The sequence below is a fragment of the Pseudomonas sp. KnCO4 genome (assembly GCF_045344305.1).
Lineage (GTDB): Bacteria > Pseudomonadota > Gammaproteobacteria > Pseudomonadales > Pseudomonadaceae > Aquipseudomonas > Aquipseudomonas anuradhapurensis.
Genome location: NZ_CP174199.1, coordinates 1293251 through 1319189 on the forward strand (window position 1 = coordinate 1293251; position 25939 = coordinate 1319189).

The following is a 25939-nucleotide window of genomic DNA, read 5'->3' on the forward strand; positions in this document are numbered from 1 at the left end:
CATGCACAGCCTGTTGCCGCTCAACCGCACTGCGCTGGAGCGGGCCATCGAAGTGGCTGCCGACGAGGACCTCAAGGTCAGCCTGCGCCAACTCTACAACCCCGATAGCTGCCCGGCGCACCTTCTGTACCAACTGGCCTGGGCCTGGTCGGTGGACCGTTGGGAGGACAGCTGGAGCGATGAAATCAAACGCTCGGTGATCCGCTCGGCGTTCTTCGTCCATGCCCACAAAGGCACCTTGGGTGCACTGCGGCGGGTAGTGGAGCCGTTCGGCTACCTGATCGAGGTAGAGGAATGGTGGCAGACCACACCGCCGGCCCCGGCGGGCACCTTTGCGCTGAAGATCGGCGTTTCCGATTCCGGCATCAGCGAAGGCACCTACCAGGAGCTGTCTGCGCTGATCGACGACGCCCGCCCGGTCAGCCGCCACCTGACCGGGCTGGTGATCAGCCTCGAAAGCCGTGGCGCCCTTCATTTCGGCTGCGCGATCCAGGACGGCGACGAACTGGACATCTACCCGCTGGCGCCCCGTGACATCGAAGTCAGCGGCGTGGTGGGGCGTGGCGGCCGTGAACACACAATCGATACCTTGGACATTGCACATGGTTGACCAGACTTCTCAGTTCTACGCCATCCTCACCAACGTGGGCGCGGCGAAACAGGCCAATGCTGATGCCTTGGGCATTGCCTGGAAAATCACCCAGATGGGTGTCGGCGATGCCAACGGCAGCGACCCCACCCCGAATGCCACCCAGACCAGCCTGATCAACGAATGGCGCCGCGCGCCGTTGAACCAGCTGAAGGTGGATGACAAGAACAGCGCGATCATCATTGCCGAACAGGTCATCCCGGCTGACGTCGGCGGCAAGTGGATTCGCGAGATCGCGCTTTACGATGCCGATGGCGACATGGTTGCCGTGGCCAACTGCGCGCCCACCTACAAGCCGCTGTTGAGCCAGGGCTCGGGACGGACCCAGGTGGTGCGGATGAACCTGGTGGTCAGCAGTGCCAGCAATGTGCAGCTGAAGATCGATCCGGCGGTGGTACTGGCGACTCGGGAGTGGGTTACCGAGGAACTGGCCAGGCAGGATTTCAAGCATTCGGTGCTGGCGGCGACTACGGCGAACATTGCCTTGACGGGGTTGCAGACGGTTGATGGCGTGGCGCTGACTGCCGGGGCGCGGGTGTTGGTGAAGAACCAGACCGCAGCCAAGGATAATGGCCTGTATCTGGTGGCCGGCGGCGCCTGGACCCGTTGTTCCGATGCGGACAGCAGCGCCAAGGTGACCCCTGGCATGCTGGTGCTGGTCGAGCGTGGCACGGTCAACGCAGAAAGCGCCTGGCAGCTGGTGACCGATGCGCCGATTACCCTGGGGGTTACTGCCCTGGCGTATGAAATGGCGTTTGGACGCACTGGTGTGGCTAGCGGTACCTACCGCAGCGTCACCGTGGATACTTACGGCCGCGTCATCGCTGCGACCAACCCGACTACAGTGGCGGGGTATGGGCTGACTGACGTCTACACCAAGGCCCAAGTCGACACGGCACTGGCGCTTAAGGCGAACCTGGCTAGTCCGGCCCTGACTGGCACACCGACGGCCCCGACTGCAGCACTTGGCACCACCGATACCCAGTTGGCGAATACGGCCTTTGTAATGGCTGCGCTGTCGGCTGCAGGACCACTGTTCACTGGCACCGACGCGGTCGCAGACTGGGACTCGCTGGTCACACCTGGTTGGTACTCCAAGATCCTGGCGGCTACCAACCCCCATAGCCCTGGTACGGAAGTTCCCTATTGGTACTGCCTGGTCTTGAGCTACAACGGTGGCAGCATTACCCAAGTGGCATTTCCGTACGCCACCGGAACCACTTATGGTTCCACCAAAACACGGAGCCGTTATCAGGGCACTTGGAACGAGTGGACAACACCCTACACCAACAACAGTGTTTCGGCGGTTATCAAAAGTTTACTGACGGCGACAACTTCGGCTGCAGCGCTTTCAGCTATTGGCGCTGCACCCTTGGCTAGTCCGCAATTTATCGGGTCCCCAGCAGCGCCCACGCCTGATCAGTTCGATGCGACCACGAAGTTGGCTACAACAGAATTCGTGCAACGGGCTATGGGGGGCTTGAATGGGTGGAGTTCGTATCTCACCGCAGGCCAAGTCATCCCATCTAGCAAGGCTAATTCGTTTATTAGCCTTAGTGGTACCGCTTCGAGTATCACGCTTCCTCTAGCAGCCAGTATGCCGGTTGGTACAATGCTGAAAATCAGGAGCAGCATAGGGTCAACAATCAATCGCCAAGGCACTGAAGTCATTTATAAAAGCATTTCGGAGACGGCTGAAACTTCGTTCTTTATTGGTCAAAACAGTAGCGCTGAATTTATCGCGGTAGGTACGCAATGGTTCGCACTAGGTAACGCATCCTTAGCCCATGATACGACATTGTTTGGCTTTCTTAGGGGAAGTAACGGATATCAGATGCTGCCAAGCGGGTTTATTATTCAATGGTGTAACGGGCAGATTGCAGCTAACCAGAGTTCAGCTCGTATTACATTGGCAAAAGCCTTCCCTACAGCGCTGGTCGGTTACTCATTGAACACGGCAAGCGCTGGCCATTGGGTAACAGGTCAGAACGCAAGCGAAACGGGTATTGATATTATCCCTCGCACCGTAAGTGCAGGAAATATCATCGTTCCAACTGGTTTGGTGGGCTACACCTCTATATTTGTCGGGTATTGATATATGGAAATCCAGATCTTTGCGTCGAAATCCACGCGTGGCTTTTACGAGGTAGATGAGAGTTCGAATATTCCCAGCGATGCTGTAGAGGTATCGGCAGAATTGCGCACCGAGTTGCTAGAAGGGGAGCGATCAGGAAAGGTTATCGCCTGGGGGGAGGACGGTATTCCTTTTCTAGTTGAGCCACCATTGCCGACTTCTGAGGAGCTTGCGGTGATCGAGCGCCGTTGGCGCGACGAGCGACTGCTGGCTTCTGACGGGCTTGTGACTCGTCACCGCGACGAGCGTGATATCGGTGTTGTTACAACGCTGAGCGAAAAGCAATTTTCCGAGCTTCTGGAATACCGGCAAAGCCTGCGCAATTGGCCCCAGGCTGATGCGTTTCCCACCTTTACGCAGAGTCGCCCGTCGGCACCCGACTGGCTCGTCCAGTTTACCCAATAACGCCCCGCACCGCCGGGGCGTTTTCTTTTCTGGCAACACCCTTCAGGCCCTGCACCCGCAGGGCCTTTTCGTACCCCAATCCGGAGTAAAACTACATGAGTGGATTCTTCCACGGCGTCACCGTAACAAACGTCGACACCGGCGCCCGCAGCATCGCGCTGCCTTCTTCCTCGATCATCGGCCTGGTCGACACCTTCACCGAGGGCGCCGGCGCCACGGCCAAGGCCAACGACCTGGTGCTGATCACCAGCGAGCGTGAAGCCGCCGCCGCCTTCGGCGAAAACGCTGCCATCACCAAGGCCTGCCGCGCCATCTACACCCGCGCCAAGGCGGTCATCGTCGCCTGCGGCGTGGCCAAGCTGGACGATGCAGCGGAGCAGACCGCCGCGATCATCGGCGCGGTGCAGGCCGACGGCAAACGCACCGGCCTGCAGGCGCTGCTGGACGGCAAGAGCCGTTTCAACGCCCAGCCACGCCTGCTGGCAGCGCCGCGCCACAGCGCCACCCAGGCGGTGGGCACGGCACTGGTGGCGCTGGCCGACAAGCTGCGTGGCATCGCCATCATCGACGGCCCCAACAGCACCGACCAGGCGGCCATCGACTACGCGAAGAACTTCGGCGCCAAACGCGCCTTCCTGGTCGACCCGGGCGTGCAGTACTGGGATAACGGCGAGCAAGCCACCGTCGATGCACCCGGTTCGGCCTGGGTCGCCGGCCTGTTCGCCTGGACCGACCGCGAATACGGGTTCTGGGCCTCGCCCTCGAACAAGGAGTTCGTCGGCATCACCGGTACCACCCGCCCGGTGGAGTTCCTCGATGGCGATGACAGCTGCCGCGCCAACCTGCTGAACAACGCCAACATCGCCACCATCATCCGCGACGACGGCTTCCGCCTGTGGGGCAACCGTACCCTGTCGAGCGACCCGAAATGGGCGTTCGTCACCCGCGTACGGACCATGGACATCGTCATGGACGCGATCCTCTACGGCCACAAGTGGGCCGTCGACCGCGCCATCACCGCCACCTACGTCAAGGACGTCACCGAAGGCCTGCAGGCCTTCATGCGCGACCTGAAGAACCAGGGCGCAATCATCAACTTCGAGGTCTTCGCCGACCCGGAGCTGAACACCGCCAGCCAGCTCGAGCAGGGCAAGGTGTACTGGAACATCCGCTTCACCGATGTGCCACCTGCCGAAAACCCCAATTTCCGCGTCGAAGTCACCAACCAGTGGCTGACCGAAGTCCTCGATTCCGCCGCTTAAGGAGCGCATCCACATGGCAATGATTCCCGAAACCCTGGCCAACCTGAACCTGTTCGTCGATGGCGTCAGCTTCCAGGGCGATGTACCCAGCCTGACCCTGCCCAAACTCACCCTGAAGATGGAAGAGCACCGCCCTGGCGGCATGGACATGCCGGTCGAGATGGACCTGGGCATGGAGAAGCAGGAGGCGGCCTTCACCACCACCGGCGTGCGCCGCGAAGCGCTGAAATTCTTCGGCCTGGCCGACGGCAACGGCTTCAACGGCACGTTCCGCGGTGCCTTCAAGGGCCTCAAGGGCAAGATCAACCCGGTAGTGGTCACCCTGCGTGGCACGCTCAAGGAAATCGACATGGGCGACTGGAAGTCCGGTGACAAGGCCGAGATCAAGCACAGCGTCGGCCTGACCTACTACAAACTCGAAGTCGATGGCCGCCTGGTCTACGAGATCGACGCGCTGGGCATGAAGCGTGTGATCGATGGTGTCGACCAACTGGCCGCCCAGCGCGCCGCGCTTGGCTTGTAAGGAGGTGACCATGGCTCACGCGAACAAGCAGCCCCAATGGCTGACCCTGAGCGCCGACCGCGTCACCGTGCGCCTGTCACGCCCCAGCGAAGCCAATGGCGTCCAGGTCGACAGCCTGTCGCTGCGGGCGCCGACCGTGCGTGATATCCGCAATGCCCAGGCTGGCGGCGTGGACGATGACGAGCAGCGCGAACTGAACCTGTTCGCGTCGCTGGCCGAAGTCGGCATCAAGGACCTCGAGGGCCTCACCCTGAAGGACTATAGCCGCTTGCAGAGCGGTTATTTTCGCCTGGTGCAGGACGACGAGCTTTGACCCGGCCCGGCAAAAGGCCGCCGCCCTGCGGCTGGCCAAGGAGCTGAATTTTTCCGCGAGCGAAATCATGACCATGTCGTACAGCGACATGGTCTGGTGGCTCGCCCCGTGACAAGGAGGAACCTATGGCGAACACACAGCTGTTCTCGCTCGGGCTCGGCGTCACCGCCATCAACCCCTTGGGCCAGGCCATCGAGCTGCTGCGCCGGGATGTCGAACGCCTGCGCAGGCAGGCTGACGGCACCCGGCTTGGCCGGCTCGTCGGCGAAGTGATCCGGCTGGGGTTGGAGCTCGGCAAGCTACGCCAGGTCGAGCGCCAGCTGGCGCTGGACCAGGCACAGCAAGAGCAACAGGCGATCGCCGGGCTGCTGGATGAAGCCGATGCCGTTGAGCGTTTGCGCCGGCATTACCTGATGCTGGACCGGGTGATTGCCGGGCTGGCGCAGCTCAAGCCGCTGCCGGGGCAGATGACGGTCAATGTCTTTCAACAATGGCACTCGGTGGTGCAGGGGCAAGGCGCAGCCGCACCAGGCAAGGCGCCAGTGCCTGCGCCGGCCGCCAGGCAGGCTCCCGGCGCGGATGCCGGCGACGACACGGGCAACCTTGTCCGGGGCCTTGCGATGGTCGCTGGCGGTAGCGGGGCTGCTATCGCTGGCGTCGTGCGCAAACTGCCCCCGGAAAGACAGCGCGCGATACGCCAGCGTGTGGCCAAGGAGTGGCAGGACAACCGTGTCGAAACCTTCGGCAAGGTCGCCAAGGCGGTCATCACCGCCGAGGATGGCGAAGAAAGGGCACGTGGCGTCGGCGCTGCCGTCGGTGAAATCGGCGGGCGCATGCTGGGTGCCATGGCACCGCTGCTGTTCAAAGGTAAAGGCAAAGCGCTGGGCAAAGCCTCGAGCAGCGGCATGAGCAGGGGGAGTCGCCAGCGCAGGCGTCAGAGCAAGCGCAAAGCTGAATTCAAGGCGCAAAAAGACCCGGCCCGTAAGCAGGCGGCTGGCAAGGCAGCCGAGAAAACGCAGGAGGAGGCCGCGCAGGAGCAATGGGCCAAATTCGGCGGCCAGGTGGGCGAGGCTGCGGGAGGGGAGGCCGGCGGTGCGCTGTTCAACTGGATCACCCAGGAGGAAAAGCCAGCGCCGCAAAGCAGCGAGGCGCCTTTGCTGGCGGAGGCGCAAGCCATTGCCCAGGGCGTCTCTTCCCTACCTTCGCTCGGCACAGGCAAACAGCTGCCATTGGCAGGAGCACTGTTCAAGCGCGTGCCACTGACGGCCGTGCTGGATACCTCGCTGCAGGTGGCCGAGATCTACCAGAGTGACGCCACTGCCGCGGAAAAGCTGCAAGGCTATGGCGAGGTTTTCGGCGGCTTGGGTGGCAACCTGGCCGGCACCTCGGCCGGGTGGCTCGGTGGCGCGGCAGCAGGTGCCATGCTTGGCTCGGTGGTACCGGGTGTCGGAACCGTGATCGGTGGCGCGGTCGGTGGCCTGCTGGGCAGCCTGGGTGGCGGTTATCTGGGCGGCATCGGCGGTGAATGGGTCGGGGGCGCGTTGGGCAAGGCCGTGGCAGCCGTCGTCGGCTCCGATGCGCCAGCGGCGAGCCAGGATATTGCCGCTTCCCCGGAACAACCAAGCCGCTTGCAGAAAGGCGTCAGCACACCTGCACCGTTGCCTGCCACTGCGACAGCGCAGTTGGTTGGCAGCCTGGCCGGTTCATCGGCCGGTGGGCTCGGTGGTGCGGCCGCCGGTGCGATGATCGGCTCGGTGGTACCGGGTATCGGAACCGTGATCGGCGCCGCGGTCGGTGGCCTGCTGGGCAGCCTGGGTGGCAGTTACCTGGGCGGCATGGGCGCCAAGCTCATTGGCGACGCGTCGGGCAAGGCCGGGCAATCCATCGCCAGCTCGGCTATGCCGCGGGCGAACCAGGAAGTTGCCGGTTTTTCCGAGCAGGCGACCCGATTGCCGAAAAGCGTCGGCCCGCCCACGCCGTCTGCAGCGGTTTCGATACCGCCGTCCCCGGCTATGGCTCCACCCGCCATCAACCAGCAATTCACCTTCACCGCCAATATGCCGGTGACCTTGCACAACAGCTTCGATGACCCGACCACCCTGCAACAACTGGAAACCATCGCTCGCCGCGTGCTCGACGACCTGATGCGTCAGGCGCGTGCGGTGCAGATGGTCGATCAACCACAGCCATGAGGAGCACCCATGACCTACCTGGAACAGTTGCAAGGCGGCTTGCATGCACTGGTCAAGGCGGGCGAGGCGGGGCGTCGGCGTGCCGACGCCATGCTCGACCCGATGAACCAGGCGGTCGGCCATGCCAGGGAGGCGGCCGCCGAGCTCGAAGCCCTGCCATGGATCGGCCCGCAAATCGGCAAACGCCTGCAGCGCACCCTGCGCGCCATCGACTCGGCCAGGCAGCGCGTCGACAAGGTGATTGCCAAGTACGACCAGGCCCTCGATGTGGTGCGCAAGGTGCGCGCCCGCGTCGAGGCCTTCACCGAGCACCTGGGCAAGGCCGGCGCGGCTGTGCGGCGGGTGATCGGGGATGTGCGCGCGGTCGCCAACGGTGTGTTGTCGACCTTCGGCTTCGCCCCGGACGCGACACCGACGGCGCAAGCGATCAAGCCGTTCCCGCACCTGCTGGTACTGCAGCCGCTGCAGGCCAACAGCGCGCCGTATTACTTCAACCTCGACACCGCCGCCTTCGACCAACTGCGCCGGCAAACGCGCTTTCGCTGGGCCGGGCAAGAGCGCCTGGGCCGCGAGAATGCCCAGCAGGCGGTGAGCCAGGGTGAAGAGAGCATCACCATCCGTGGCGCGATCTACCCGGGCTTCAAGGGCGGGCTGGGCCAGCTGCAGGCCCTGCGTGGCATCGGCCGCCAACTGCTGCCGCTGTCGTTGACCACCGGCTATGGCGAAGTGCTCGGCACCTGGTGCCTGACCCGCATCGAGGAAGAGCAGGGCACCTTGCTGGCTGGCGGCATTCCACGCAAACAAGGTTTCTCACTGGAGTTCGTCAGTTATGGACAAGACCTGCAAAACGTCTGAGGGCGACCTGCTCGACACCCTCTGCCAGCAGTATTACGGGCATCTCGATGGCAGCGTCGAAGCGGTGTTGCAAGCCAACCAGGGCTTGGCCGATGAGCCGCAGCCATTTCGCAGCGGCGTGACCTTCCGCTTGCCGGCACTGGCGCTGGCAGCGGCTGACGTCGTGCTGCTGTGGAGCTGACGCCATGCAGCCACAATTTCGCATCCAGGCCGATGGCAAGGACATTACTGCACTGATCAACGATCGCCTGTTGCTGCTGCGGACCACCGACAAACCAGGCATGGAAGCGGATGACTTCGAGCTGCGCATCGATGCCCGGGACGGGACCGTGGCCGTACCGCCTCGCGGTGCACTGATCGAGCTGCATCTGGGTTACGCCGGCCAGCCGCTGACCCGGCTGGGGCGCTACACCGTCGATGAAGTCGAGGTGTCCGGCCCGCCCGATACCTTGGTGATTCGCGGCAAGGCCAGCGACCTGCGCGGCAGTGGCCGGAGCGTCCGCAGCGGCAGCTGGGAGGCCGTGCCCTTGCAGCGCATCGTCGCCGAAATCGGCGCGCGCAATGGCTGGCAGGCGATCTGCCCGGTGTTCATACAGGTACCTCGGGTCGACCAGGTCAACGAATCGGACTTCAACTTCATCACCCGCCTGGCGCGCCAGTACGACAGCACTGCCAAGCTTGCCAATGGCCAACTGCTGGTATTGCCGCGCCAGGCCGGGCAGAGCGCCAGCGGCAAGCCCCTGGGCGTGGTCGGCATTTCCCGTGGCGAGGTCAGCCAGTGGCACTTTCGCCTTGACGACAAGGCCGCGCGCAAGGCCGTGCGCACCCGTCATTTCGATGCAGCCAGTGGCGTGGCCAGGACCATCGAGCTGGGCAACGATGGCGCCGCCGAGGGGCAGCGGCCGGTGCATACCGACCGCCACCTCTACCCCAACCGCGCTGCCGCCGAGCAGGCGGCCAGGGCCCGCCTGGCCAGCTTCAACCGCGCTACCGCCCAGGTGCGCCTGGACATGCCGGGGCGTACCGACCTGTTCGCCGAACGCAGCATCGACCTGCACGGTTTTGTCGATGGCCTCGACGGGCAATACCAGATCGACTCGGTGGAGCAGGTGTTCACCAGCTCGGGCTGGCGCACCACCGTGCAGGGCAACGCTGGCAAGGCGGGCAAGGTACAGGCCAAGGGCGCGGCACCGCGTCGCCAGGCCGCGATCAAGGCTTGAGCAGCGATACAGGGAGAAAAGTCATCTATGCTCACTGAAACACAATTGCTACAGATCTTGCCGAACGCCCGCCCGGTAGCGGGCGTTTTTCTTTCGGCACTGAACCTCAGCCTGCCGCGCTGGGAAATCGACAACCCCAAGCGCGTGGCGGCGTTCATCGCCCAGGTTGGCCATGAGTCCGGGCAGTTCCGGTATGTGAAGGAACTCGGCAACGACCAATACCTGGCGCGCTACGACACTGGCAGCCTGGCCTTGCGCCTGGGCAATACGCCACAGGCCGATGGCGATGGCCAGCGGTACTGCGGGCGCGGCCTGATCCAGGTAACCGGGCGCAACAATTACCAGGCCTGCAGCCGCGCGTTGTTCGGCGACGAGCGTTTGCTGGCGCAGCCGCAACTGCTCGAACAGCCACGCTGGGCCTGTGAGTCGGCGGCGTGGTTCTGGCATTCGCGTGGGCTCAATGCCCTGGCTGACCGCGGCGAGTTCAACCGCATCACGCGTCATATCAATGGTGGGCTCAATGGCCTGGAGGACCGGCTCAAGCTCTGGGCGCGGGCGCGCGAGGTGTTGTGTTGAGCCGGTGGCAGCTGGCGCTCGCTGGCTGCCTGCTGATGCTGTCCATGGCCCTGGCCTGGCAGGTTCAGGGCTGGCGCTATGGCCGGCAGCTGGCGCAACTGGCGCAAGCCCAGGCGCAAGCCGAGGCTGCCCGGCTGCTGGCCGAACGTGAACGGCGTCAGCGGCTCGAACGACGCCTGGAAGAAAGTGAAACCCGTCATTTCAAGGAACTTGCCGATGTCCAGCAGTCTCAGGCTCGCCTGCGTGATCGTCTTGCTACTGCCGATCTGCGCCTGTCGGTCCTGGTCGAACGCGACACCCTCCCTGGCGCAGTGCCCGCCACCACCACCAGCGCCACCCGCCTGGATCATGCAACCGTACGTGCCGGACTTGAGCCGGCGCATGCTCGACGAATTGTCGCCATCACCGATGAAGGCGACCGGGGGTTGATTGCGTTACGGGCTTGCCAGGCTTACGTGCGGGAGGTGCGTGGCGGGCCTTGAGGCAGGCCCGGACGCATCTGGCGCCTGCGAGCCATGCACGCGACAGGCGCAAAAATGTTACGTTGTGTGCATGCCCTTCAAGGAACCCGACATGGACCCGATCACCGTCCTCGCCAGCCGTCTCGGCGAACATCTGCGCCGCTTCAACGCCCAGGTCACCACTGCTGAATCGTGCACCGGCGGCGGTATCGCCGAAGCCATCACCCGGGTACCCGGCAGCTCTGCGTGGTTCGAGGCCGGCTACGTGACCTACTCCAATGCGCAGAAAACCCGCCAGTTGAACGTGCCGGCGGCGTTGTTCGCCGAGGTTGGCGCAGTCAGCCAGGAGGTGGTCGAGGCCATGGCCCGTGGTGCCCAGGCCGCCAGTGGTGCGCGCTTCGCCGTGGCAGTCAGTGGCGTGGCCGGGCCCGACGGCGGGTCGCCGGCCAAACCGGTGGGCACCGTGTGGCTGGCCTGGGCCGATGGCAGCCATGTCACCAGCGAACGCCGGCACTTCGAGGGCGACCGCGAAGCCGTGCGCCGACAGACGGTGATCGCCGCGTTAGACGGCTTGTTACAGCTTGGTGCCGAGTAAATCGACAACAGGGGTTTGCTCGCGCGCTTGCCTGTGGAATAATACTGGCTACTTATACAGGTATTCCGGCCGTCAGGGCCAAGTCGAACACGTGAGGATTTCAATGGACGACAATAAGAAGCGCGCCTTGGCTGCGGCCCTGGGTCAAATCGAACGCCAATTCGGCAAGGGTGCGGTCATGCGCATGGGCGACCATGAGCGCCAGGCGATCCCTGCCATCTCCACCGGCTCCCTGGGCCTGGACATCGCCCTCGGCATCGGCGGCCTGCCGAAAGGCCGTATCGTCGAAATCTACGGCCCGGAGTCGTCGGGTAAGACCACGCTGACCCTGTCGGTCATCGCCGAAGCCCAGAAGAACGGCGCCACCTGTGCCTTCGTCGACGCCGAACACGCGCTCGACCCGGAATATGCCGGCAAGCTGGGTGTCAATGTCGATGACCTGCTGGTTTCCCAGCCGGACACCGGCGAACAGGCGCTGGAAATCACCGACATGCTGGTGCGCTCCAATGCCGTTGACGTGATCATCGTCGACTCCGTGGCCGCCCTGGTACCCAAGGCCGAGATCGAAGGCGAGATGGGTGACATGCACGTGGGCCTGCAGGCTCGCCTGATGTCCCAGGCGCTGCGCAAGATCACCGGTAACATCAAGAACGCCAACTGCCTGGTCATCTTCATCAACCAGATCCGTATGAAGATCGGCGTGATGTTCGGCAGCCCGGAAACCACCACTGGTGGTAACGCCCTGAAGTTCTACGCCTCGGTGCGTCTGGACATCCGTCGTACCGGTGCAGTCAAGGAAGGCGACGAGGTGGTCGGCAGCGAAACCCGCGTCAAGATCGTCAAGAACAAGGTGTCGCCACCGTTCCGTCAGGCCGAGTTCCAGATCCTCTACGGCAAGGGCATCTACCGGAATGGCGAGATCATCGACCTGGGTGTGGCCCAGGGGCTGGTCGAGAAGTCCGGTGCCTGGTATGCCTACCAGGGCAACAAAATCGGTCAAGGCAAGGCAAACGCTGCCAAGTACCTGGCTGAGAACCCGGCCATCGGCGCCGAGATCGAGAAGCAGATCCGCGAGAAGCTGCTGACCGCTGGTGCTGTTGCGGCTGCCGGGAAGGCTGCTGCGGCCGAAGCTGATGCTGATGACATGGCCGACGCTGACGCCGGTTATTGATTGCACGGATAGCCGAACATGTCCGCCGAACTCGACACCCCCGTCGCTATCCGGCGGACAGCCATGGACTTGCTCGCGCGACGTGAGCACGGTCGCGTCGAGCTGACGCGCAAATTGCGTCAGCGCGGCGCTTCGGATGAGCTGATCGAGCCCGAGCTCGATCGGCTTGCCGAAGAAGGGCTGCTCAGTGAAGCCCGCTACCTCGAAAGCTTCATCCGTTATCGTTCCGGCTCCGGCTATGGCCCTGCGCGAATTCGCGAGGAGCTGAGCCAGCGCGGTTTGGCGCGGGCGGACATCGAGCAGGCGCTGCGCGACAGCGGGGTAGAGTGGAGCGAGCGCATGCGTGAGGTTTGGCAGCGCAAGTTTGCTGGCCGGCGCCCCCACGATCCGCGTAGCCGTGCCCAGCAAACCCGGTTTCTTGCTTACCGGGGTTTCCCGATGGACATGATCAGCCGCCTGCTCAGTGGGCGTGATCTCGACGACTACTAAATACAACACAAGGCCGCTCCTGCAGGAATGGCGCTGGCCGTAGGGCTTGCGCAGTTCCTGCAGGAGCGGCCTTGTGTCGCGCCAGGGGGGCAGAGCGCCGCCAAGGCAAGCAACACGGTATCAACTGGCTTTCAACGCCTCCCGGGCCCGCTGCGTGGTATGCATGGGCTGCGGCTTGGCCCAGTTTTCCGGCAGGTTGATAAAGTCCACCAGCTCGCGCAAGCGGCCCTGATCGCGGCCATTGAAGGCAAATGACAAACGGGTCAGGTGGCTGAAATTGCCCACTTCATGCTCGGCACTGCTGTCAGGCTGCTGGTGGTATTTGCCGCTCAGGCGCAAGTCGGCGAAACCTTCCTGGATGTCATACAGCGCGGCTTCGCTGAGCGGGTGGTGCATGCGGATCACGAACTGGCTCTTCAACCAGCGGCTGGAATGGTAGTTGCTGTAGAACTGGTTGATTTCCTCGACCGCTTCGTCGGCGCTGTGCACCAGGCGTAACAGCTTCAGGTCGCTGGGCAGGATGTAGCGGTTTTCTTCCAGCTGGCGGCTGACGAAGTCCAGGCAGTCGCGCCAGAAGCTGCCACCCGGTGAGTCCAGCAGCACCACTGGCACCAGTGGGCTTTTGCCGGTCTGGATCAGGGTCAGCACCTCCAGCGCTTCATCCAGGGTGCCGAACCCGCCAGGGCATAGCACCAGGGCATCGGCTTCCTTGACGAAGAACAGTTTGCGGATGAAGAAAAAGTGGAACGGCAGCAACTTGTCGGTGCCGTCCACCGTGGGGTTGGCGTGTTGCTCGAAGGGCAGGGTGATATTGAAGCCAAGGCTGTGATCGCTGCCAGCGCCTTCGTGGGCTGCCGCCATGATGCCGCCGCCGGCGCCAGTGATGACCATCAGGTCGGAGCGCGCCAACGTCGCGCCCAGTTCGCGGGCCAAGGCGTACATCGGGTGTTCCAGTGGGGTGCGTGCCGAGCCGAACACGGTTACCTTGCGCCGGCCCTTGTAGCGTTCCAGGGCGCGAAACGAGTGGTCCAGTTCCCGCAGGGCCTGCAGGGTGATCTTGGCACTCCAGCGGTCGGTGTCGTCATGGGCCATGCGCAGGATGGTCAGCATCATGTCGCGGTACAGCGGTAGGTTGGGGCTGTCCGGTGCCACCAGTTGCAATTGTGCGTCGATGTTGCTCAGGTCGATGTTGTTGTCGCGGAAATGGCTGAACAGCAGTTCATTCGATTGGTAAGGCATGCAACGTCTCCTTCTGCACCAATACCTCTGACCTCAATCTAGACCCTTGCGATCGATTGTGCCGGGGTCTTCGATGCGCCCGCCCGTCGGCACGCAGCCACTGGCGATGCGGGTTTGGTTAACTGGTAAAGCGAAACGTGTCGATGCAGGAGGTGGCGGTATGCATCGCTTGATCATCGAGGTGGACCGGCAGCTGTATCAGCGGCTGGAAAAGGCGGCCCAGGTACACCACCTGAGCCTGGAGGCCGAGTGCCGACGCAGGCTGTCGGGGCTGGAGTGCCAGTCGCAGTATTTGCAGGCGCTGCTGGCAGAAATGCGCGCCGATGCCGCTGAAGGCCATTGGCGCGCCCGTGAAGACGAAAAGGCGTAGCGATTGCAGCTTGTCGTTACTTCTTCTTGTTGCCAGCCACACAGCTGGCATTGTCGAAGGCCTGGTCCATGATTGGCTGGTTGGTCTTGTAGACCGTGAAGCGGTAGACCATGACCGCGCCTTTGGACATCAGGTTGCGGAAACCGGTGTTGCGGCACACGCTGTCACCCAGCTGGCTACGAACCTGTTCCGGGTTGGCCTGCATGCGCTCGGCGTGGCTCTGGCGCACGCTCAGGTGGTTGATCAGCGCCTTGCCTTCCACGGTGTAACCCTGGTCGAGGATGTCCTCGTTGATGGCCCGCGGGGTACCGACACTGCTCTCCTTGGCCACCTTCTGCAGCATGTTGTTCAAGTCGTAATCCTGCTTGGAGGCAGCCTGGGCGGCCAGGGGCAGGGCGAGCATCAGGCTCAGGACGGGGGCGATACGGCGCAGCATGAATCTCTCCTGGTTCGATGACTGGCGCTTTGACATGCGCGGGTCGACGGCGTTCCGTGAATATCGCGAAGGTGCGAGGTCAGGGCACGGTAAAACGCCGATTATAAGGACCGCCTTGCCAACTGCACAGCAATTGCCCCCTGTTCTGGTAGACTGGCGGCCTTGTTTTCACCGAGCAACCCTTGTGTCCATTCCCAACCTGTCCAGAGGCCTGCCGGCATGAGCCATGCGGTAGCGCGTCTGCGCGCCGAACGCCTGGCGCGCAGCAACAAGCCCTTCATCGCCCGTGGCTCGCGTGCCGAACGTTGCCCGGGTTGCCGAGTCATCGCCAGCCATTGCCTGTGCGCCTGGAAGCCACGGGTGCAGGCCGAATCCGGCGTGTGCCTGCTGATGCATGACACCGAACCGCTGAAACCCACCAATACCGGATGGCTGATCGCCGACCTGATCGAAGACACCTCGGCCTTCGGCTGGCTGCGCACTTCGGTCGACGAACGCTTGCTGGCCCTGTTGGACGACCCGCGCTGGCAACCCTACATCGTCTTTCCTGGCGAATTCGTTGCCCAGGAGCGCGTGGTCAGCGAGGTAGTGCGTGAGCCGGGCAAGCGCCCGTTGTTCATCCTGCTGGATGCCACCTGGACCGAAGCCCGCAAGATGTTCCGCAAAAGCCCGTATCTTGATCGCTTCCCGGTGTTGAGCCTGGCCGCCGAGCAGATGTCCCGCTACCGCCTGCGCCGCTCGCGGCGCGATGATCACTTCTGCACGGCGGAAGTGGCTGCCATGTGCCTCGACCTGGCCGGCGATAGCCAGGCCTCGCAGGCGCTGGACGCCTACCTGGACGTGTTCAGCCTGCATTACCTGAGTGGCAAGCGGCGCCTGCCGCTGGACGAGCAGGACGACACCCATCAGCGTTTGCATACCTTCCTATAGTCCAAGGGGCACAAGCCCTGCTTTGGTTCATAATGAGCCTACCCGAGTGCCCGACACAGAACAGGATCCCTAGATCGATGGCCACTTATGAAATCCTGATTGCCGATGACCACCCGCTGTTCCGTGGTGCCCTGCGCCAGGCCGTTACCCTCGGCCTGGGCCCGGATGTGCGCCTGGTGGAGGTTGCCAGCATCGCCGAACTGGAAACCCGCCTGAGCGAAAAAGCCGACTGGGACCTGGTGCTGCTGGACCTGAACATGCCGGGTGCCTACGGTTTTTCCGGGCTGGTGCTGCTGCGTGGGCAATACCCGCAGATCCCGGTGGTGATGGTTTCGGCGCAGGAAGAGGCCGCCGTGGTGGTCAAGTCCCGCGAGTTTGGTGCCAGCGGCTTCATTCCCAAGTCGAGCACCCTGGAAGTGATCCAGGATGCGGTACGCAAGGTGCTCGACGGCGAAGTCTGGTGGCCGCCGCAGGCGTTCGAAAAGGTCGACGTCTCGGCCGAGGCCAAGGCCGCCAGCGAAGGCCTGGCCAGCCTCACGCCGCAGCAGTTCCGCGTGCTGACCATGGTCTGCGAAGGCTTGCTGAACAAGCAGATCGCCTATGAGCTGAATGTCTCGGAAGCAACCATCAAGGCCCATGTGACCGCAATCTTCCGCAAGCTTGGCGTGCGCACCCGCACCCAGGCCGCGTTGCTGCTGCAACAACTTGAATCGGTTGCCAGCAACTGACTGCGCATCGATTCACGCTTTTTTGACCCTTGCCGCTCTAGGCTGCTGGCCTTTCGGTTGTGAAGTGACTCACATGACATCGCCATTCAAGGGCCAGACCGGCCTCAAACGCATCTTCAACGCCGCTGGCTACTCGCTGGACGGCCTGCGCGCCGCCTTCAAGGGCGAGGCCGCGTTCCGCCAGCTGGTGCTGCTCAACGTGCTGCTGGTGCCGATTGCCTTCTGGCTGCCGGTCAGCCGTGCGGAGCGGGCGATCATGATTGCCGTATGCCTGTTGGGCTTGATCGTCGAGTTGTTCAACTCGGCAGTCGAGGCGGCCATCGACCGCATTTCGCTGGAGCGCCACCCACTGTCGAAAAACGCCAAGGACATGGGCAGCGCCGCACAACTGGTGGCATTGACCATGGTGGCGCTGGTGTGGGGTGTGATCCTGCTTTAAGCGATCGGCGGCAGGACGATCTCGTCACTGCGGGTAAAGCCCGCGGTGAAGTTGCGGCACAGTTGGAGAAATTCGCGCATGGCTGAAGTCTGGTACTTCTGTTTGTGCCAGATGAAGTAGAACTGGCGGCTCAGGTCCAGCTCTGGGGTCTCCACCGCAACCAGGCTGCCGCGGCGGAAGGCGTCACGCAGGGCCAGGCGCGAAATGCAGCCGATACCCAGGCCTGACTCCACCGCGCGCTTGATGGCTTCGGTGTGTTCCAGTTCCAGGCGGATGTTGAGGCTGGTGCGCTGGTGGCGCATGGCCTGGTCGAAGGTCAGGCGCGTGCCGGAGCCCTGTTCGCGCAGGATCCAGGCCTCCTGGGACAAGGTCTGCACATCGGCGCGGCCCAGTTTGGCCAGCGGATGTTGCGGTGCGCAGAACACCACCAGTTCGTCCTCGACCCAAGGTTGAACCTCCAGGTCGGGGTGGTTGCAGTCGCCTTCGATCAGACCTAGATCAATTTCGTAGTGCGCAACCTGTTGCACGATATGTGCGGTGTTCTGCACATGCAGCTTTACCTGGCTTTCCGGGTGCACCTGCATGAAGCTGCCGATCAGCAAGGTGGCCAGGTAGTTGCCGATGGTCAGCGTGGCGCCGACCGCCAGCGAGCCGAAACCGGACTTGCCATTGAGCAGGTCTTCGATTTCCTTGGCCTGGTCGAGCAGGGCGACGGCCTGCGGCAACAGTTGCTGGCCCAGGGCATTGAGGCTCAGGCGCTTGCCGGCGCGGTCGAACAGCTGGCAGCTGGACTGGCGCTCAAGTTCGGTGATCGAGGTGCTCGCGGCCGATTGCGACAACGCCAGCACACTGGCGGCCCGCGAGACGCTCTGGTGCTGGGCCACGGCAACGAAGACCTGCAGTTGACGAAGTGTGAATCGCATATCGATATAACCGATAACACATATCTTGATAATCCAGTTAACAGATATTGTCGCTGCCCCTAAACTATCGCGCAACTGCGCGTATGCGCGCGCCGCGTCTTTCTTCAGGAGCCCCATTCGATGAGCAACATGAACCACGAACGTGTCCTCAGTGTGCACCACTGGAACGACACCCTGTTCAGCTTCAAGTGCACCCGCGACCCGGGCCTGCGCTTCGAGAACGGTCAGTTCGTGATGATTGGCCTGCAGCAGGACAACGGTCGTCCGCTCATGCGCGCCTATTCCATCGCTTCGCCGAACTGGGAAGAGCACCTGGAGTTCTTCAGCATCAAGGTGCCGGATGGCCCGCTGACCTCGCAGCTGCAGCACCTGAAGGAAGGCGACGAGATCATCATCAGCAAGAAGCCCACCGGCACCCTGGTCCTCGACGACCTGAACCCCGGCAAGCACCTGTACCTGCTGAGCACCGGCACTGGCCTGGCGCCGTTCATGAGCGTCATCCAGGACCCGGAAACCTACGAGCGCTTCGAGAAAGTGATCCTGGTGCACGGCGTGCGCTACGTGAACGAAGTGGCCTACCGCGAATTCATCACCGAGCACCTGCCGCAGAACGAGTTCTTCGGTGAGGCGGTCCGCGACAAGCTGATCTACTACCCGACCGTGACCCGTGAGCCGTTCGAGAACCAGGGGCGCCTGACCGACCTGATGCGCAGCGGCAAGCTGTTCAGCGACATCGGCCTGCCACCGATCAATCCGCAGGACGACCGCGCGATGATCTGCGGCAGCCCGAGCATGCTCGACGAGACCAGCGAAGTGCTGGACAGCTTCGGCCTGAAGATCTCCCCGCGCATGCGCGAGCCGGGTGATTACCTGATCGAGCGCGCCTTCGTCGAGAAGTAAGGCGTAGCCAGGTACAAAGAAGGCGACCGATGGGTCGCCTTTCTTATGCCTGGAATTCCTGTGCGTTCTGCTCCGGCGCTATCCACCCTATTCGACGCGCGTCTCGCCGCTGTAGACCAGTATTCCCCGACACTGCTTGCACAGGTAGCGTCGCCCCTGGCGCACCAGCTTGTGCCGCTGCGCGGTGAACGGGAAATCGCTTTGCGGGCACGGGCAGCGGTAGATATAGCGGGTAGCCACGCGGCGCTGCACTTCATAGTTGTGGCAACGGTTGGGCGGCAATTCATACACGCCACGCATGATCAGCTGCCACTCCTCGCCATGGGCCTGGATGCGGTCACCGAACAGCTGGTGGGCCACCAGGTGTGCCACTTCATGGGCCACGGTCTGGCGCAGGAAGTCTTCCTGGTTCTCCCGATACAGTTGCAGGTTGAAGCGCAGCAGGTTTTCGTGCAGGTGGGCGACCCCGGCTTTTTGCCCGCGCAGCTTGAAGCTGACTTCCGGGCGCGGGAAGGTACGTTTGAAGAAGGTTTCGGCTTGCTGGTAACAGGTTTCGACGCGTTGTCTGAGCAGCTCGGGCATGGCGGGATGGTTCTCCTGGCCGAGCATTATGCCGCAACCCCGGGCCGCCTGCCGAGCCACCGGTCAGCGCACAGCCAGAGGCCGCCTTGCGGCGGCCCCTGGCGATGCCCAGTGTTGGTCAAGTTCTAGTTGGTGTATACGGGCCCCACGCCCAGGCCCCAGATGATGACCGTGGCCGCCATGATGGCCACCAGCACCACAAGGCCTACCGCCAGCACCGAGCTGGAGAACAGGAAGCCCTCGTCGGACGGTATGTTCATGAACGTGGGCAAACCCACATACAACAGATATACCGTGTAGCAGATGGCTGCGGTGCCGATCAGCATGCCCAGCCACAGGTGCGGATACAGCGCCGCCAGGCCACCGATGAACAACGGCGTGGCGGTGTAGGTGGCAAAGGCGATGCACTGTGCCATGGATGGGTTGGCATCGTAGGTGCGGGCCATCCAGTGGATGAATGCACCCATTACCGCCACCCCGGCGAGCATTGCCAGGTACGACATGATGCTCATCCAGATGGCGCTTTCCATGGTCAGCATCACCGCTGGTCGATCACCGATCACCCAGCCGACCTGGGTGGTACCGATGAATGCCGAAACGGCGGGGATCGCAGCCAGGATCAGGGTGTGCGTCAGGTACATGTGGCTGATGGTTTCTTCTTCGCCACGAATCTCCCGCCATTCCTGGTCGGGATGGGTAAACAGCCCCACAACGTGATGAATCATGCCGATCACTCCTCTCAATGTTGCCAGACGCCCCCCAGATGGAGCGCTGCGGCCCCAGGCCCGAACACCGAAGCAAGCGGTAATGTGGCCCTATTTCGCAGTATAGGAAGCCGTTACCCACATAAATCGTGCTTTTTAGAGCAAATCGCGCTGTAGGGGAGACTGCTGATTACCTTGAAGTCTTTATCGGGAATGCCTACAGCCCCGTCGCGTTTGTGCGTAAAATAGCCGGCTTTTGTCACACCTCGCGGATCCAAGCGCTATGGGCACCCTCTCGGTCAACCAGAACAAACTGCAAAAACGCCTGCGTCGTCTCGCCGGCGAAGCCATCACCGACTACAACATGATCGAGGATGGCGACAAGGTCATGGTCTGCCTGTCCGGCGGCAAGGACAGCTACACCATGCTCGACGTTCTGTTGCACCTGCAGAAGGTGGCACCGATCAAGTTCGAGATCGTCGCGGTGAACATGGACCAGAAGCAGCCGGGCTTCCCCGAGCATGTGCTGCCGGCCTACCTCAAGGCGCTGGGCGTCGAGTACCACATCGTCGAGAAGGACACCTACTCGGTGGTCAAGGAGCTGGTACCCGAGGGCAAGACCACCTGCTCGCTGTGCTCGCGCCTGCGCCGTGGCACCCTGTACACCTTCGCCGACGAAATCGGCGCGACCAAGATGGCGCTGGGGCACCATCGCGACGACATCGTCGAAACCTTCTTCCTCAACATGTTCTTCAACGGCGCGCTCAAGGGCATGCCGCCGAAGCTGCGCGCCGACGATGGCCGCAACGTGGTGATCCGCCCGCTGGCCTACTGCAGCGAGAAGGACATCCAGGCCTATTCGGACATGAAGGAATTCCCGATCATCCCGTGCAACCTGTGCGGCTCGCAGGAAAACCTGCAACGCCAGGTGGTCAAGGACATGCTGGTGGAGTGGGAACGCAAGCACCCGGGCCGTACCGAGAGCATCTTCCGCGCCCTGCAGAACGTGGCACCGTCGCAGTTGGCCGACCGCAACCTGTTCGACTTCACCAGCCTGAAGATCGACGAAAACGCCACGCCGCGTTTCCTTGACGTGCTGAACATCTGAGCCCATGCGCGATTACCAGTGGCTGCACGCATACTGCCTGAACCGCTTCGGCTCGGCCCAGGCCCTGGAGGCCTTCCTGCCGCAGCCGCGCACGCCGGCGCAACTGCGCGACATAAGCGACGACCGCTACCTGTCGACCCTGGCCCTGCGCGTGTTCCGCGCCGGGCTCAAGCACAGCCTGGTGGATGCCAAGTGGCCGGCATTCGAGCAGGTGTTCTTCGGCTTCGACCCGGAGAAGGTGGTGCTGATGGGCGCCGAACACCTGGAGCGGCTGATGCAGGACGAGCGCATCATTCGCCACCTGGGCAAGCTCAAGAGCGTGCCGCGCAATGCGCAGATGGTCCTTGATATCAGCAAGGCGCACGGCAGCTTTGGCGCGTTCATCGCCGACTGGCCGGTGACCGATATCGTCGGGCTGTGGAAGTACCTGGCCAAGCACGGCAACCAGCTGGGCGGGTTATCGGCGCCGCGCTTCCTGCGCATGGTCGGCAAGGATACCTTCATCCCTACCGATGACATGGCGGCGGCATTGATTGCGCAGAAGGTGATCGACAAGCCGCCGACCAGCCAGCGTGACCTGGCCCTGGTGCAGCAGGCGTTCAACCAGTGGCAGGCCGAGAGTGGCCGGCCGCTGTGTCAGTTGTCGGTGATGCTGGCGCATACTGTCAATCATTGAGATCCCGGTGCTGCTTTGCAGCCCTTCGCGACACAAGGCCGCTCCTACAGGAACATGCGATCCGCTGTAGGGTTGGCCTTGTGTCGTGAAAGGGCTGCAAAGCAGCCCTGAAATCAGCCGCCTTCGCCCGCCAGGCGCCGCTCGTGCTGGAACTTCCAGCGCACATACAGCAACGCGGCGATGAACAACCCCAGGCTCACCAGAACCTCGAGCCAGCCAAACACCGCCCGCGCCGGGTCGAACGCCGCCAGCACGCCCTTGATGAAGTAGATGTTCACCACGAAGCAGGTCCAGGCATGCGCCCGGGCGCTGCCTGTCAGCATGCCCGGCAGCAACAGCAGCAGCGGCACCAGTTCGATCGCCAGAATGACCTCGACCCGTGCCCCATGCAGGTTGGCGAAGCCCAGGTTGTTCACCAGCAGCAGGACGATCAGGCCGAAGAAGAACGCCAGGCTCAATGCCCGCGTCAGGCGCAGGCGCGGGGCCAGCCAGTCCAGCGCTGGCAATACCTTGGGCTTTCTAGCCACGTGCGGCCTCCAGGGCCTTGGCGGTGCTCGCCAGGCGTTGGCCAAGGGCGCGGCACAGGGCGATCTCGTGGGCGTCCAGTTCGCGCTTGCCATCGGCCCCGGCGTGGTGGCTGGCGCCATACGGCGTGCCGCCACCGCGAGTCTCGAGCAATGCCGATTCGCTGTATGGCAGGCCCATGACCAGCATGCCGTGGTGCATCAGCGGCAGCATCATCGACAGCAGGGTGGTTTCCTGGCCACCATGCAGGCTGGCGGTGGAGGTGAACACGCCCGCCGGCTTGCCGACCAGCTCACCGCCCAGCCACAGGCTGCTGGTACCATCCAGGAAATACTTGAGCGGCGCCGCCATGTTGCCGAAGCGGGTCGGGCTACCCAGTACCAGCCCGGCGCAGTGGCGCAGGTCGTCCAGGGTGGCGTACAGCGCGCCACTGGGCGGAATGTCCGGGGCGACCGCTTCGCATTCGGTGGAAATCGCCGGCACCGTGCGCAGGCGAGCCTCCAGGCCGGCCAGCTCGATGCCGCGGGCGATGTGCCTGGCCATCTCGCTGGTCGAGCCGTGGCGGCTGTAATACAGCACCAGGATATAGGGCGTGGTCACGGCAGGATCTCCAGCACTTTTTCCGGCGGGCGGCCGACCACGGCCTTGTCACCGGCGACCAGGATCGGCCGCTCGATCAGCTTGGGATGGCGGACCATGGCCTCGATCAGTTGCGCATCGGTCAGCCCCGGGTCGGCCAGGTTCAGCTCCTTGTATTCGTCTTCGCCGGTACGCAGCAACTGGCGCGGGCCGATGCCCAGCTTGCCGAGCAAGGCCGCGAGGGTGGCCGCGTCAGGCGGGGTCTCGAGGTAGCGCACGATGGTCGGTGCCAGGCCGCGTGCTTCGAGCAGTTCCAGCGCGCCGCGGGATTTCGAGCAGCGCGGGTTATGATAGAGCGTCAGGTCGGTCATGTCGGGTCGCATCCAGCAGGGTGTGACGGCTATTCTAACCGCAGCGACTGACACATTTGCTTGAAAACTCGAGAAGGATTGACCCATGGCAAGGCGTCTGGCAGCAGTACTGGCCATCACCGCGAGCCTGTTGCTCGGTGGTTGCGGTGCCGATTATGGCGTGGACCAACACGGTAATACGGTTAAGGCCGAACAGCTCGACGGGCACTGGCTGGTGCTCAACTACTGGGCCGAGTGGTGCGGGCCGTGCCGTACCGAAATCCCTCAACTGAACGCGGCAGCCAAGCAATGGGCAGGCGACGGCATCAGGGTGGTGGGGGTGAATTTCGATGGCTTGCAGGGGCAGGACCTGAAGCAGGCGAGCGAAACCCTGGGCATCGATTTCACCGTGTTGGCCCAGGACCCGGCCGAGCGCTATGACCTGCCGCGCAGCGAGGCACTGCCGGTGACCTACATCATCGATGACAAGGGCAAGGTGCGTGAGCAGTTGCTGGGCGAGCAGACCCTTGAAGGGCTGCAGGCCAGGATCAAGGCCCTGAAGGGCGCCTGATGCATTTTGCGGCTACGTTGCAGCCCATCGCGACACAAGGCCGCTCCTACAGGAGATTGAGCTGCGCCCCAGATGTCGGACATCTGCCACCATTGGGGCGCAGCTCAGATCGCATCCCCTGTAGGAGCGGCCTTGTGTCGCGATGGGCCGCAAAGCGGCCCCGGCATTTTCAGCCTTCCTCAGGCCAGAAGCGCAGCGGCTTGCCCTCGGCCGGCCAGAAGCGTATCTGCTCGATCGGCGACACGTCCCAGCGTTGCACGGTTTCCAGCGCCTGCAAGTAGCGTTTTTCCTGCTCCATCACGGCCGGCGCGCACAGCTTGCGGGTCTTGCCGACCTTGCCGAAGCTCAGCTGCTGGCCTTCCAGCGTGTACGGTGCAAACCAATGGTTGCAACCGCCGTTGCCATAGGCACGGCCATCGCTGGCCAGGGTCAGGGTCAGGTGGCTGTAATCGATCAGCGGCCGTTCGCCAATCCACTCCAGTACGTAGCTGCGCTCCTGCTGCAGCCTGGCAGGTTCAGCGGCGCAGCCCAGCAGGCCGGAGGCAATCAGCACGCCGGTCAGCAGATTCTTCACTCGGCGCTCTCCTGGCAACGCGGGCACAGGTGTTTCTCGCCACGGCTGGCCCAGCCCAGCTCGGCAATACGTGCACTGGCGGCAGGTTGGCGGGCTTTCTTGCCCAGCTTGGCATCCACTGCAAACTCGAAGTCGAGCACGGCGTCGCAGCTGTCGCAGGCGACCTGCCAGGTGAGGATTTCCAGCTCGTTGAATACCGGGCCACTGGCGACGGCAACCCACTGACCGCGAGGGTTGATCAGGTGGCGCACACTCTCCACGGTCAGTCGCATCGACAGGTCCTTGCTGCCCTTGAGGGTGACCAGCAGGGTATCGCCTTTATGCATCGAGCCGCCGTTGCCGGTGACCTGGTAACGGCCCGGCACCAGCGCGCGGCACTCGATCAAGGTGTGTTGCGGGTTGAAAAGGGTGTAGCGGAAATCGTGCTCGACCATGGGTCCTCCAGAAATGCCGCGTATCCTAGCACTAACCCATGACCAGATTCTGTGGTTTGCCTGCCGCCCAGCGGTTGATGTTGTCCAGCGTGGTCACAGCGATGGCGTCCAGTGCCTCACGGGTGAGGAAGGCCTGGTGGGCGGTGACGATCACGTTGGGGAAGGTCAGCAGGCGGGCCAGCACGTCGTCCTGCAGCGGCAGGTCGGAACGGTCCTCGAAGAACAGCTGGGCCTCTTCTTCATAAACATCCAGGCCCAGGTAGCCGAGCTGGCCGCTCTTGAGTGCGTCGATCAGCGCCGGGGTGTCGACCAGCGCGCCGCGGCCGGTGTTGATCAGCATGGCACCGGGTTGCAGCTGGGCCAGGCTATGCGCATTGATCAGGTGCCGGGTGTGCTCGTTCAGCGGACAGTGCAAGCTGATGATACGGGCTTCGCGCAGCAGCTCGGGCAACGGCAGGTAGCGGGCGCCCAGGGCCAGCAGCTCCGGGTTGGGGTGGGGGTCGTAGGCCAGCAGCTGGCAGCCGAAACCGGCCATGATGCGAGCGAACGCAGCGCCGATCTGGCCGGTACCGACCACGCCGACGGTCTTGCCGTGCAGGTCGAAGCCGGTCAGCCCGTGCAAGGTGAAATCACCTTCGCGGGTGCGGTTGTAGGCCCGGTGCAGGCGCCGGTTGAGCGCCAGGATCAGCGCGACGGCGTGTTCCGCCACGGCATGCGGCGAATAGGCCGGCACCCGCACCACGGTCAGGCCCAGGCGCTGGGCGCTGGCCAGGTCGACATGGTTGTAGCCGGCCGAGCGCAAGGCGATCAGGCGCGTGCCGCCGGTGGCCAGGCGCTGCAGCACCGGGGCGTCGAGTTCGTCGTTGATGAAGGCGCAGACCACCTCGTAGCCATCGGCCAGCGCAGCAGTGTCGAGGGTCAGGCGGGCGGGCTGGAAATGCAGGTCCAGGGTGGTGCCGCTGGCGGCCCGGGTGAAGCTTTCCTGGTCGTAGTGCTGGCTGCTGAACAACAGGGCGCGCATGGGGG

34 protein-coding genes are annotated in these 25939 nt (G+C 63.3%); 23 read left to right on the plus strand and 11 right to left on the minus strand.

Translation table 11 applies throughout. The features are described from left to right. The first annotated feature begins 1 nt into the window (after position 1). The 15 genes from ACJA3S_RS05990 to recX all read left to right on the plus strand — a co-directional run bounded on the left by ACJA3S_RS05990 (position 2) and on the right by recX (position 12845). A complete protein-coding gene (locus tag ACJA3S_RS05990) occupies positions 2-610 on the plus strand; it encodes a phage tail protein I (protein WP_406821148.1) in 609 nt (202 codons plus the stop codon). Then, entirely contained in the window at positions 603-2744 is a 2142-nt protein-coding gene (locus tag ACJA3S_RS05995) for a phage tail protein (RefSeq protein ID WP_406821149.1), read from the plus strand. Before ACJA3S_RS05990 ends, ACJA3S_RS05995 begins: the two co-directional genes overlap by 8 nt. A 3-nt stretch (positions 2745-2747) precedes the next feature. Then, entirely contained in the window at positions 2748-3188 is a 441-nt protein-coding gene (locus ACJA3S_RS06000) for a phage tail assembly chaperone (RefSeq protein WP_406821150.1), read from the plus strand. Positions 3189-3283: 95 nt separating this feature from the next. Next, positions 3284-4450 (plus strand): phage tail sheath subtilisin-like domain-containing protein, encoded by a 1167-nt coding sequence (locus tag ACJA3S_RS06005; protein ID WP_406821151.1) that lies wholly within the window; start codon positions 3284-3286, stop codon positions 4448-4450. Between the two features lie 13 nt (positions 4451-4463). Further along, positions 4464-4973 (plus strand): phage major tail tube protein, encoded by a 510-nt coding sequence (locus tag ACJA3S_RS06010; protein ID WP_406821152.1) that lies wholly within the window; start codon positions 4464-4466, stop codon positions 4971-4973. A 10-nt stretch (positions 4974-4983) separates the two neighbouring features. Further along, positions 4984-5286 (plus strand): phage tail assembly protein, encoded by a 303-nt coding sequence (locus ACJA3S_RS06015; RefSeq protein WP_406821153.1) that lies wholly within the window; start codon positions 4984-4986, stop codon positions 5284-5286. Positions 5287-5411: 125 nt separating this feature from the next. Continuing rightward, positions 5412-7478 carry a hypothetical protein gene (locus ACJA3S_RS06020; protein ID WP_406821154.1) on the plus strand — a complete coding sequence of 689 codons (2067 nt, stop codon included), beginning with the start codon at positions 5412-5414 and terminating at the stop codon, positions 7476-7478. A gap of 9 nt (positions 7479-7487) precedes the next feature. Further along, complete coding sequence (locus tag ACJA3S_RS06025) at positions 7488-8333, plus strand: phage tail protein (RefSeq protein WP_406821155.1); 846 nt, start codon at positions 7488-7490, stop codon at positions 8331-8333. Next, positions 8308-8514, plus strand: a complete 207-nt coding sequence (locus ACJA3S_RS06030) for a tail protein X (protein ID WP_406821156.1) — start codon at positions 8308-8310, stop codon at positions 8512-8514. The genes ACJA3S_RS06025 and ACJA3S_RS06030 overlap by 26 nt, the downstream gene beginning before the upstream one ends. 4 nt (positions 8515-8518) lie before the next feature. Further along, positions 8519-9553, plus strand: coding sequence for a phage late control D family protein (locus ACJA3S_RS06035; RefSeq protein WP_406821157.1), 1035 nt, complete (start codon positions 8519-8521; stop codon positions 9551-9553). A gap of 27 nt (positions 9554-9580) precedes the next feature. Next, the gene (locus ACJA3S_RS06040; RefSeq protein WP_170028688.1) at positions 9581-10129 is read left to right on the plus strand and encodes a glycoside hydrolase family 19 protein; all 549 of its coding nucleotides are present in this window, start codon (positions 9581-9583) and stop codon (positions 10127-10129) included. Then, the gene (locus ACJA3S_RS06045; protein ID WP_406821158.1) at positions 10123-10611 is read left to right on the plus strand and encodes a lysis system i-spanin subunit Rz; all 489 of its coding nucleotides are present in this window, start codon (positions 10123-10125) and stop codon (positions 10609-10611) included. The genes ACJA3S_RS06040 and ACJA3S_RS06045 overlap by 7 nt, the downstream gene beginning before the upstream one ends. A 91-nt stretch (positions 10612-10702) precedes the next feature. Continuing rightward, positions 10703-11185 (plus strand): CinA family protein, encoded by a 483-nt coding sequence (locus ACJA3S_RS06050; protein WP_406821159.1) that lies wholly within the window; start codon positions 10703-10705, stop codon positions 11183-11185. Positions 11186-11288: 103 nt separating this feature from the next. Beyond that, complete coding sequence (gene recA, locus ACJA3S_RS06055; protein WP_170028690.1) at positions 11289-12356, plus strand: recombinase RecA; 1068 nt, start codon at positions 11289-11291, stop codon at positions 12354-12356. An 18-nt stretch (positions 12357-12374) separates the two neighbouring features. Further along, a complete protein-coding gene (gene recX / locus ACJA3S_RS06060; protein WP_406821160.1) occupies positions 12375-12845 on the plus strand; it encodes a recombination regulator RecX in 471 nt (156 codons plus the stop codon). 120 nt (positions 12846-12965) lie between these two features. Here the strand turns inward: recX and ACJA3S_RS06065 are convergent, their stop codons facing one another. After that, on the minus strand, positions 12966-14084 hold the full coding sequence (locus ACJA3S_RS06065; protein WP_406821161.1) for an LOG family protein: 1119 nt from the start codon (positions 14082-14084) through the stop codon (positions 12966-12968). Positions 14085-14244: 160 nt separating this feature from the next. Between ACJA3S_RS06065 and ACJA3S_RS06070 the strand changes: the two genes are divergently transcribed. Next, positions 14245-14454 (plus strand): hypothetical protein, encoded by a 210-nt coding sequence (locus tag ACJA3S_RS06070; protein ID WP_186689793.1) that lies wholly within the window; start codon positions 14245-14247, stop codon positions 14452-14454. A 16-nt stretch (positions 14455-14470) separates the two neighbouring features. Here ACJA3S_RS06070 and ACJA3S_RS06075 read toward each other — a convergent pair whose 3' ends face one another. Beyond that, positions 14471-14890: a quorum-sensing-regulated virulence factor family protein gene (locus tag ACJA3S_RS06075; protein ID WP_170028694.1), complete on the minus strand. Its 420-nt coding sequence runs from the start codon at positions 14888-14890 to the stop codon at positions 14471-14473. A 219-nt stretch (positions 14891-15109) separates the two neighbouring features. On the opposite strand from ACJA3S_RS06075, the gene ACJA3S_RS06080 reads away from it, so the two are divergent. The 3 genes from ACJA3S_RS06080 to ACJA3S_RS06090 all read left to right on the plus strand — a co-directional run bounded on the left by ACJA3S_RS06080 (position 15110) and on the right by ACJA3S_RS06090 (position 16987). Then, positions 15110-15820 (plus strand): tRNA-uridine aminocarboxypropyltransferase, encoded by a 711-nt coding sequence (locus ACJA3S_RS06080; RefSeq protein WP_406821162.1) that lies wholly within the window; start codon positions 15110-15112, stop codon positions 15818-15820. Between the two features lie 77 nt (positions 15821-15897). Continuing rightward, positions 15898-16548: a response regulator transcription factor ErdR gene (gene erdR / locus ACJA3S_RS06085; protein ID WP_016715442.1), complete on the plus strand. Its 651-nt coding sequence runs from the start codon at positions 15898-15900 to the stop codon at positions 16546-16548. Between the two features lie 73 nt (positions 16549-16621). Further along, positions 16622-16987, plus strand: coding sequence for a diacylglycerol kinase (locus tag ACJA3S_RS06090; protein WP_004375479.1), 366 nt, complete (start codon positions 16622-16624; stop codon positions 16985-16987). On the opposite strand, the gene finR is transcribed toward ACJA3S_RS06090, so the two are convergent. Then, positions 16984-17910 carry a LysR family transcriptional regulator FinR gene (finR, locus tag ACJA3S_RS06095; RefSeq protein ID WP_170028696.1) on the minus strand — a complete coding sequence of 309 codons (927 nt, stop codon included), beginning with the start codon at positions 17908-17910 and terminating at the stop codon, positions 16984-16986. The genes ACJA3S_RS06090 and finR overlap by 4 nt on opposite strands. A 120-nt stretch (positions 17911-18030) precedes the next feature. On the opposite strand from finR, the gene fpr reads away from it, so the two are divergent. Then, the gene (fpr, locus tag ACJA3S_RS06100) at positions 18031-18810 is read left to right on the plus strand and encodes a ferredoxin-NADP reductase (protein WP_023381933.1); all 780 of its coding nucleotides are present in this window, start codon (positions 18031-18033) and stop codon (positions 18808-18810) included. 87 nt (positions 18811-18897) lie between these two features. Here the strand turns inward: fpr and ACJA3S_RS06105 are convergent, their stop codons facing one another. Both ACJA3S_RS06105 and ACJA3S_RS06110 read right to left on the minus strand, forming a co-directional pair. Next, entirely contained in the window at positions 18898-19392 is a 495-nt protein-coding gene (locus ACJA3S_RS06105; protein ID WP_406821163.1) for a SprT family zinc-dependent metalloprotease, read from the minus strand. A gap of 125 nt (positions 19393-19517) precedes the next feature. Next, positions 19518-20117, minus strand: coding sequence for a Yip1 family protein (locus ACJA3S_RS06110; protein ID WP_003252385.1), 600 nt, complete (start codon positions 20115-20117; stop codon positions 19518-19520). Between the two features lie 262 nt (positions 20118-20379). Between ACJA3S_RS06110 and ttcA the strand changes: the two genes are divergently transcribed. Together ttcA and ACJA3S_RS06120 are read left to right on the plus strand one after the other, a co-directional pair. Continuing rightward, entirely contained in the window at positions 20380-21204 is an 825-nt protein-coding gene (ttcA, locus tag ACJA3S_RS06115) for a tRNA 2-thiocytidine(32) synthetase TtcA (protein ID WP_170028698.1), read from the plus strand. A gap of 4 nt (positions 21205-21208) precedes the next feature. Continuing rightward, positions 21209-21880 carry a DNA-3-methyladenine glycosylase I gene (locus tag ACJA3S_RS06120; protein ID WP_406821164.1) on the plus strand — a complete coding sequence of 224 codons (672 nt, stop codon included), beginning with the start codon at positions 21209-21211 and terminating at the stop codon, positions 21878-21880. A gap of 113 nt (positions 21881-21993) precedes the next feature. On the opposite strand, the gene ACJA3S_RS06125 is transcribed toward ACJA3S_RS06120, so the two are convergent. From ACJA3S_RS06125 to arsC, 3 genes are read right to left on the minus strand one after another with little or no spacing between them, the layout of a single operon-like run. Then, on the minus strand, positions 21994-22407 hold the full coding sequence (locus ACJA3S_RS06125; protein WP_406821165.1) for a DUF2069 domain-containing protein: 414 nt from the start codon (positions 22405-22407) through the stop codon (positions 21994-21996). Continuing rightward, positions 22400-23005 (minus strand): NAD(P)H:quinone oxidoreductase, encoded by a 606-nt coding sequence (gene wrbA, locus ACJA3S_RS06130; RefSeq protein WP_170028701.1) that lies wholly within the window; start codon positions 23003-23005, stop codon positions 22400-22402. Before wrbA ends, ACJA3S_RS06125 begins: the two co-directional genes overlap by 8 nt. Beyond that, positions 23002-23355 carry an arsenate reductase (glutaredoxin) gene (gene arsC / locus ACJA3S_RS06135; RefSeq protein ID WP_406821166.1) on the minus strand — a complete coding sequence of 118 codons (354 nt, stop codon included), beginning with the start codon at positions 23353-23355 and terminating at the stop codon, positions 23002-23004. Before arsC ends, wrbA begins: the two co-directional genes overlap by 4 nt. A gap of 85 nt (positions 23356-23440) precedes the next feature. On the opposite strand from arsC, the gene ACJA3S_RS06140 reads away from it, so the two are divergent. Then, on the plus strand, positions 23441-23905 hold the full coding sequence (locus ACJA3S_RS06140; RefSeq protein ID WP_406821167.1) for a TlpA disulfide reductase family protein: 465 nt from the start codon (positions 23441-23443) through the stop codon (positions 23903-23905). A gap of 169 nt (positions 23906-24074) precedes the next feature. Here ACJA3S_RS06140 and ACJA3S_RS06145 read toward each other — a convergent pair whose 3' ends face one another. From ACJA3S_RS06145 to ACJA3S_RS06155, 3 genes are read right to left on the minus strand one after another with little or no spacing between them, the layout of a single operon-like run. Continuing rightward, a complete protein-coding gene (locus ACJA3S_RS06145) occupies positions 24075-24479 on the minus strand; it encodes an META domain-containing protein (RefSeq protein WP_406821168.1) in 405 nt (134 codons plus the stop codon). Then, entirely contained in the window at positions 24476-24913 is a 438-nt protein-coding gene (locus ACJA3S_RS06150) for a hypothetical protein (protein ID WP_013971353.1), read from the minus strand. The genes ACJA3S_RS06145 and ACJA3S_RS06150 overlap by 4 nt, the downstream gene beginning before the upstream one ends. Positions 24914-24944: 31 nt before the next feature. After that, positions 24945-25934 (minus strand): 2-hydroxyacid dehydrogenase, encoded by a 990-nt coding sequence (locus ACJA3S_RS06155; protein WP_406821169.1) that lies wholly within the window; start codon positions 25932-25934, stop codon positions 24945-24947. Between the last annotated feature and the right edge of the window lie 5 nt (positions 25935-25939).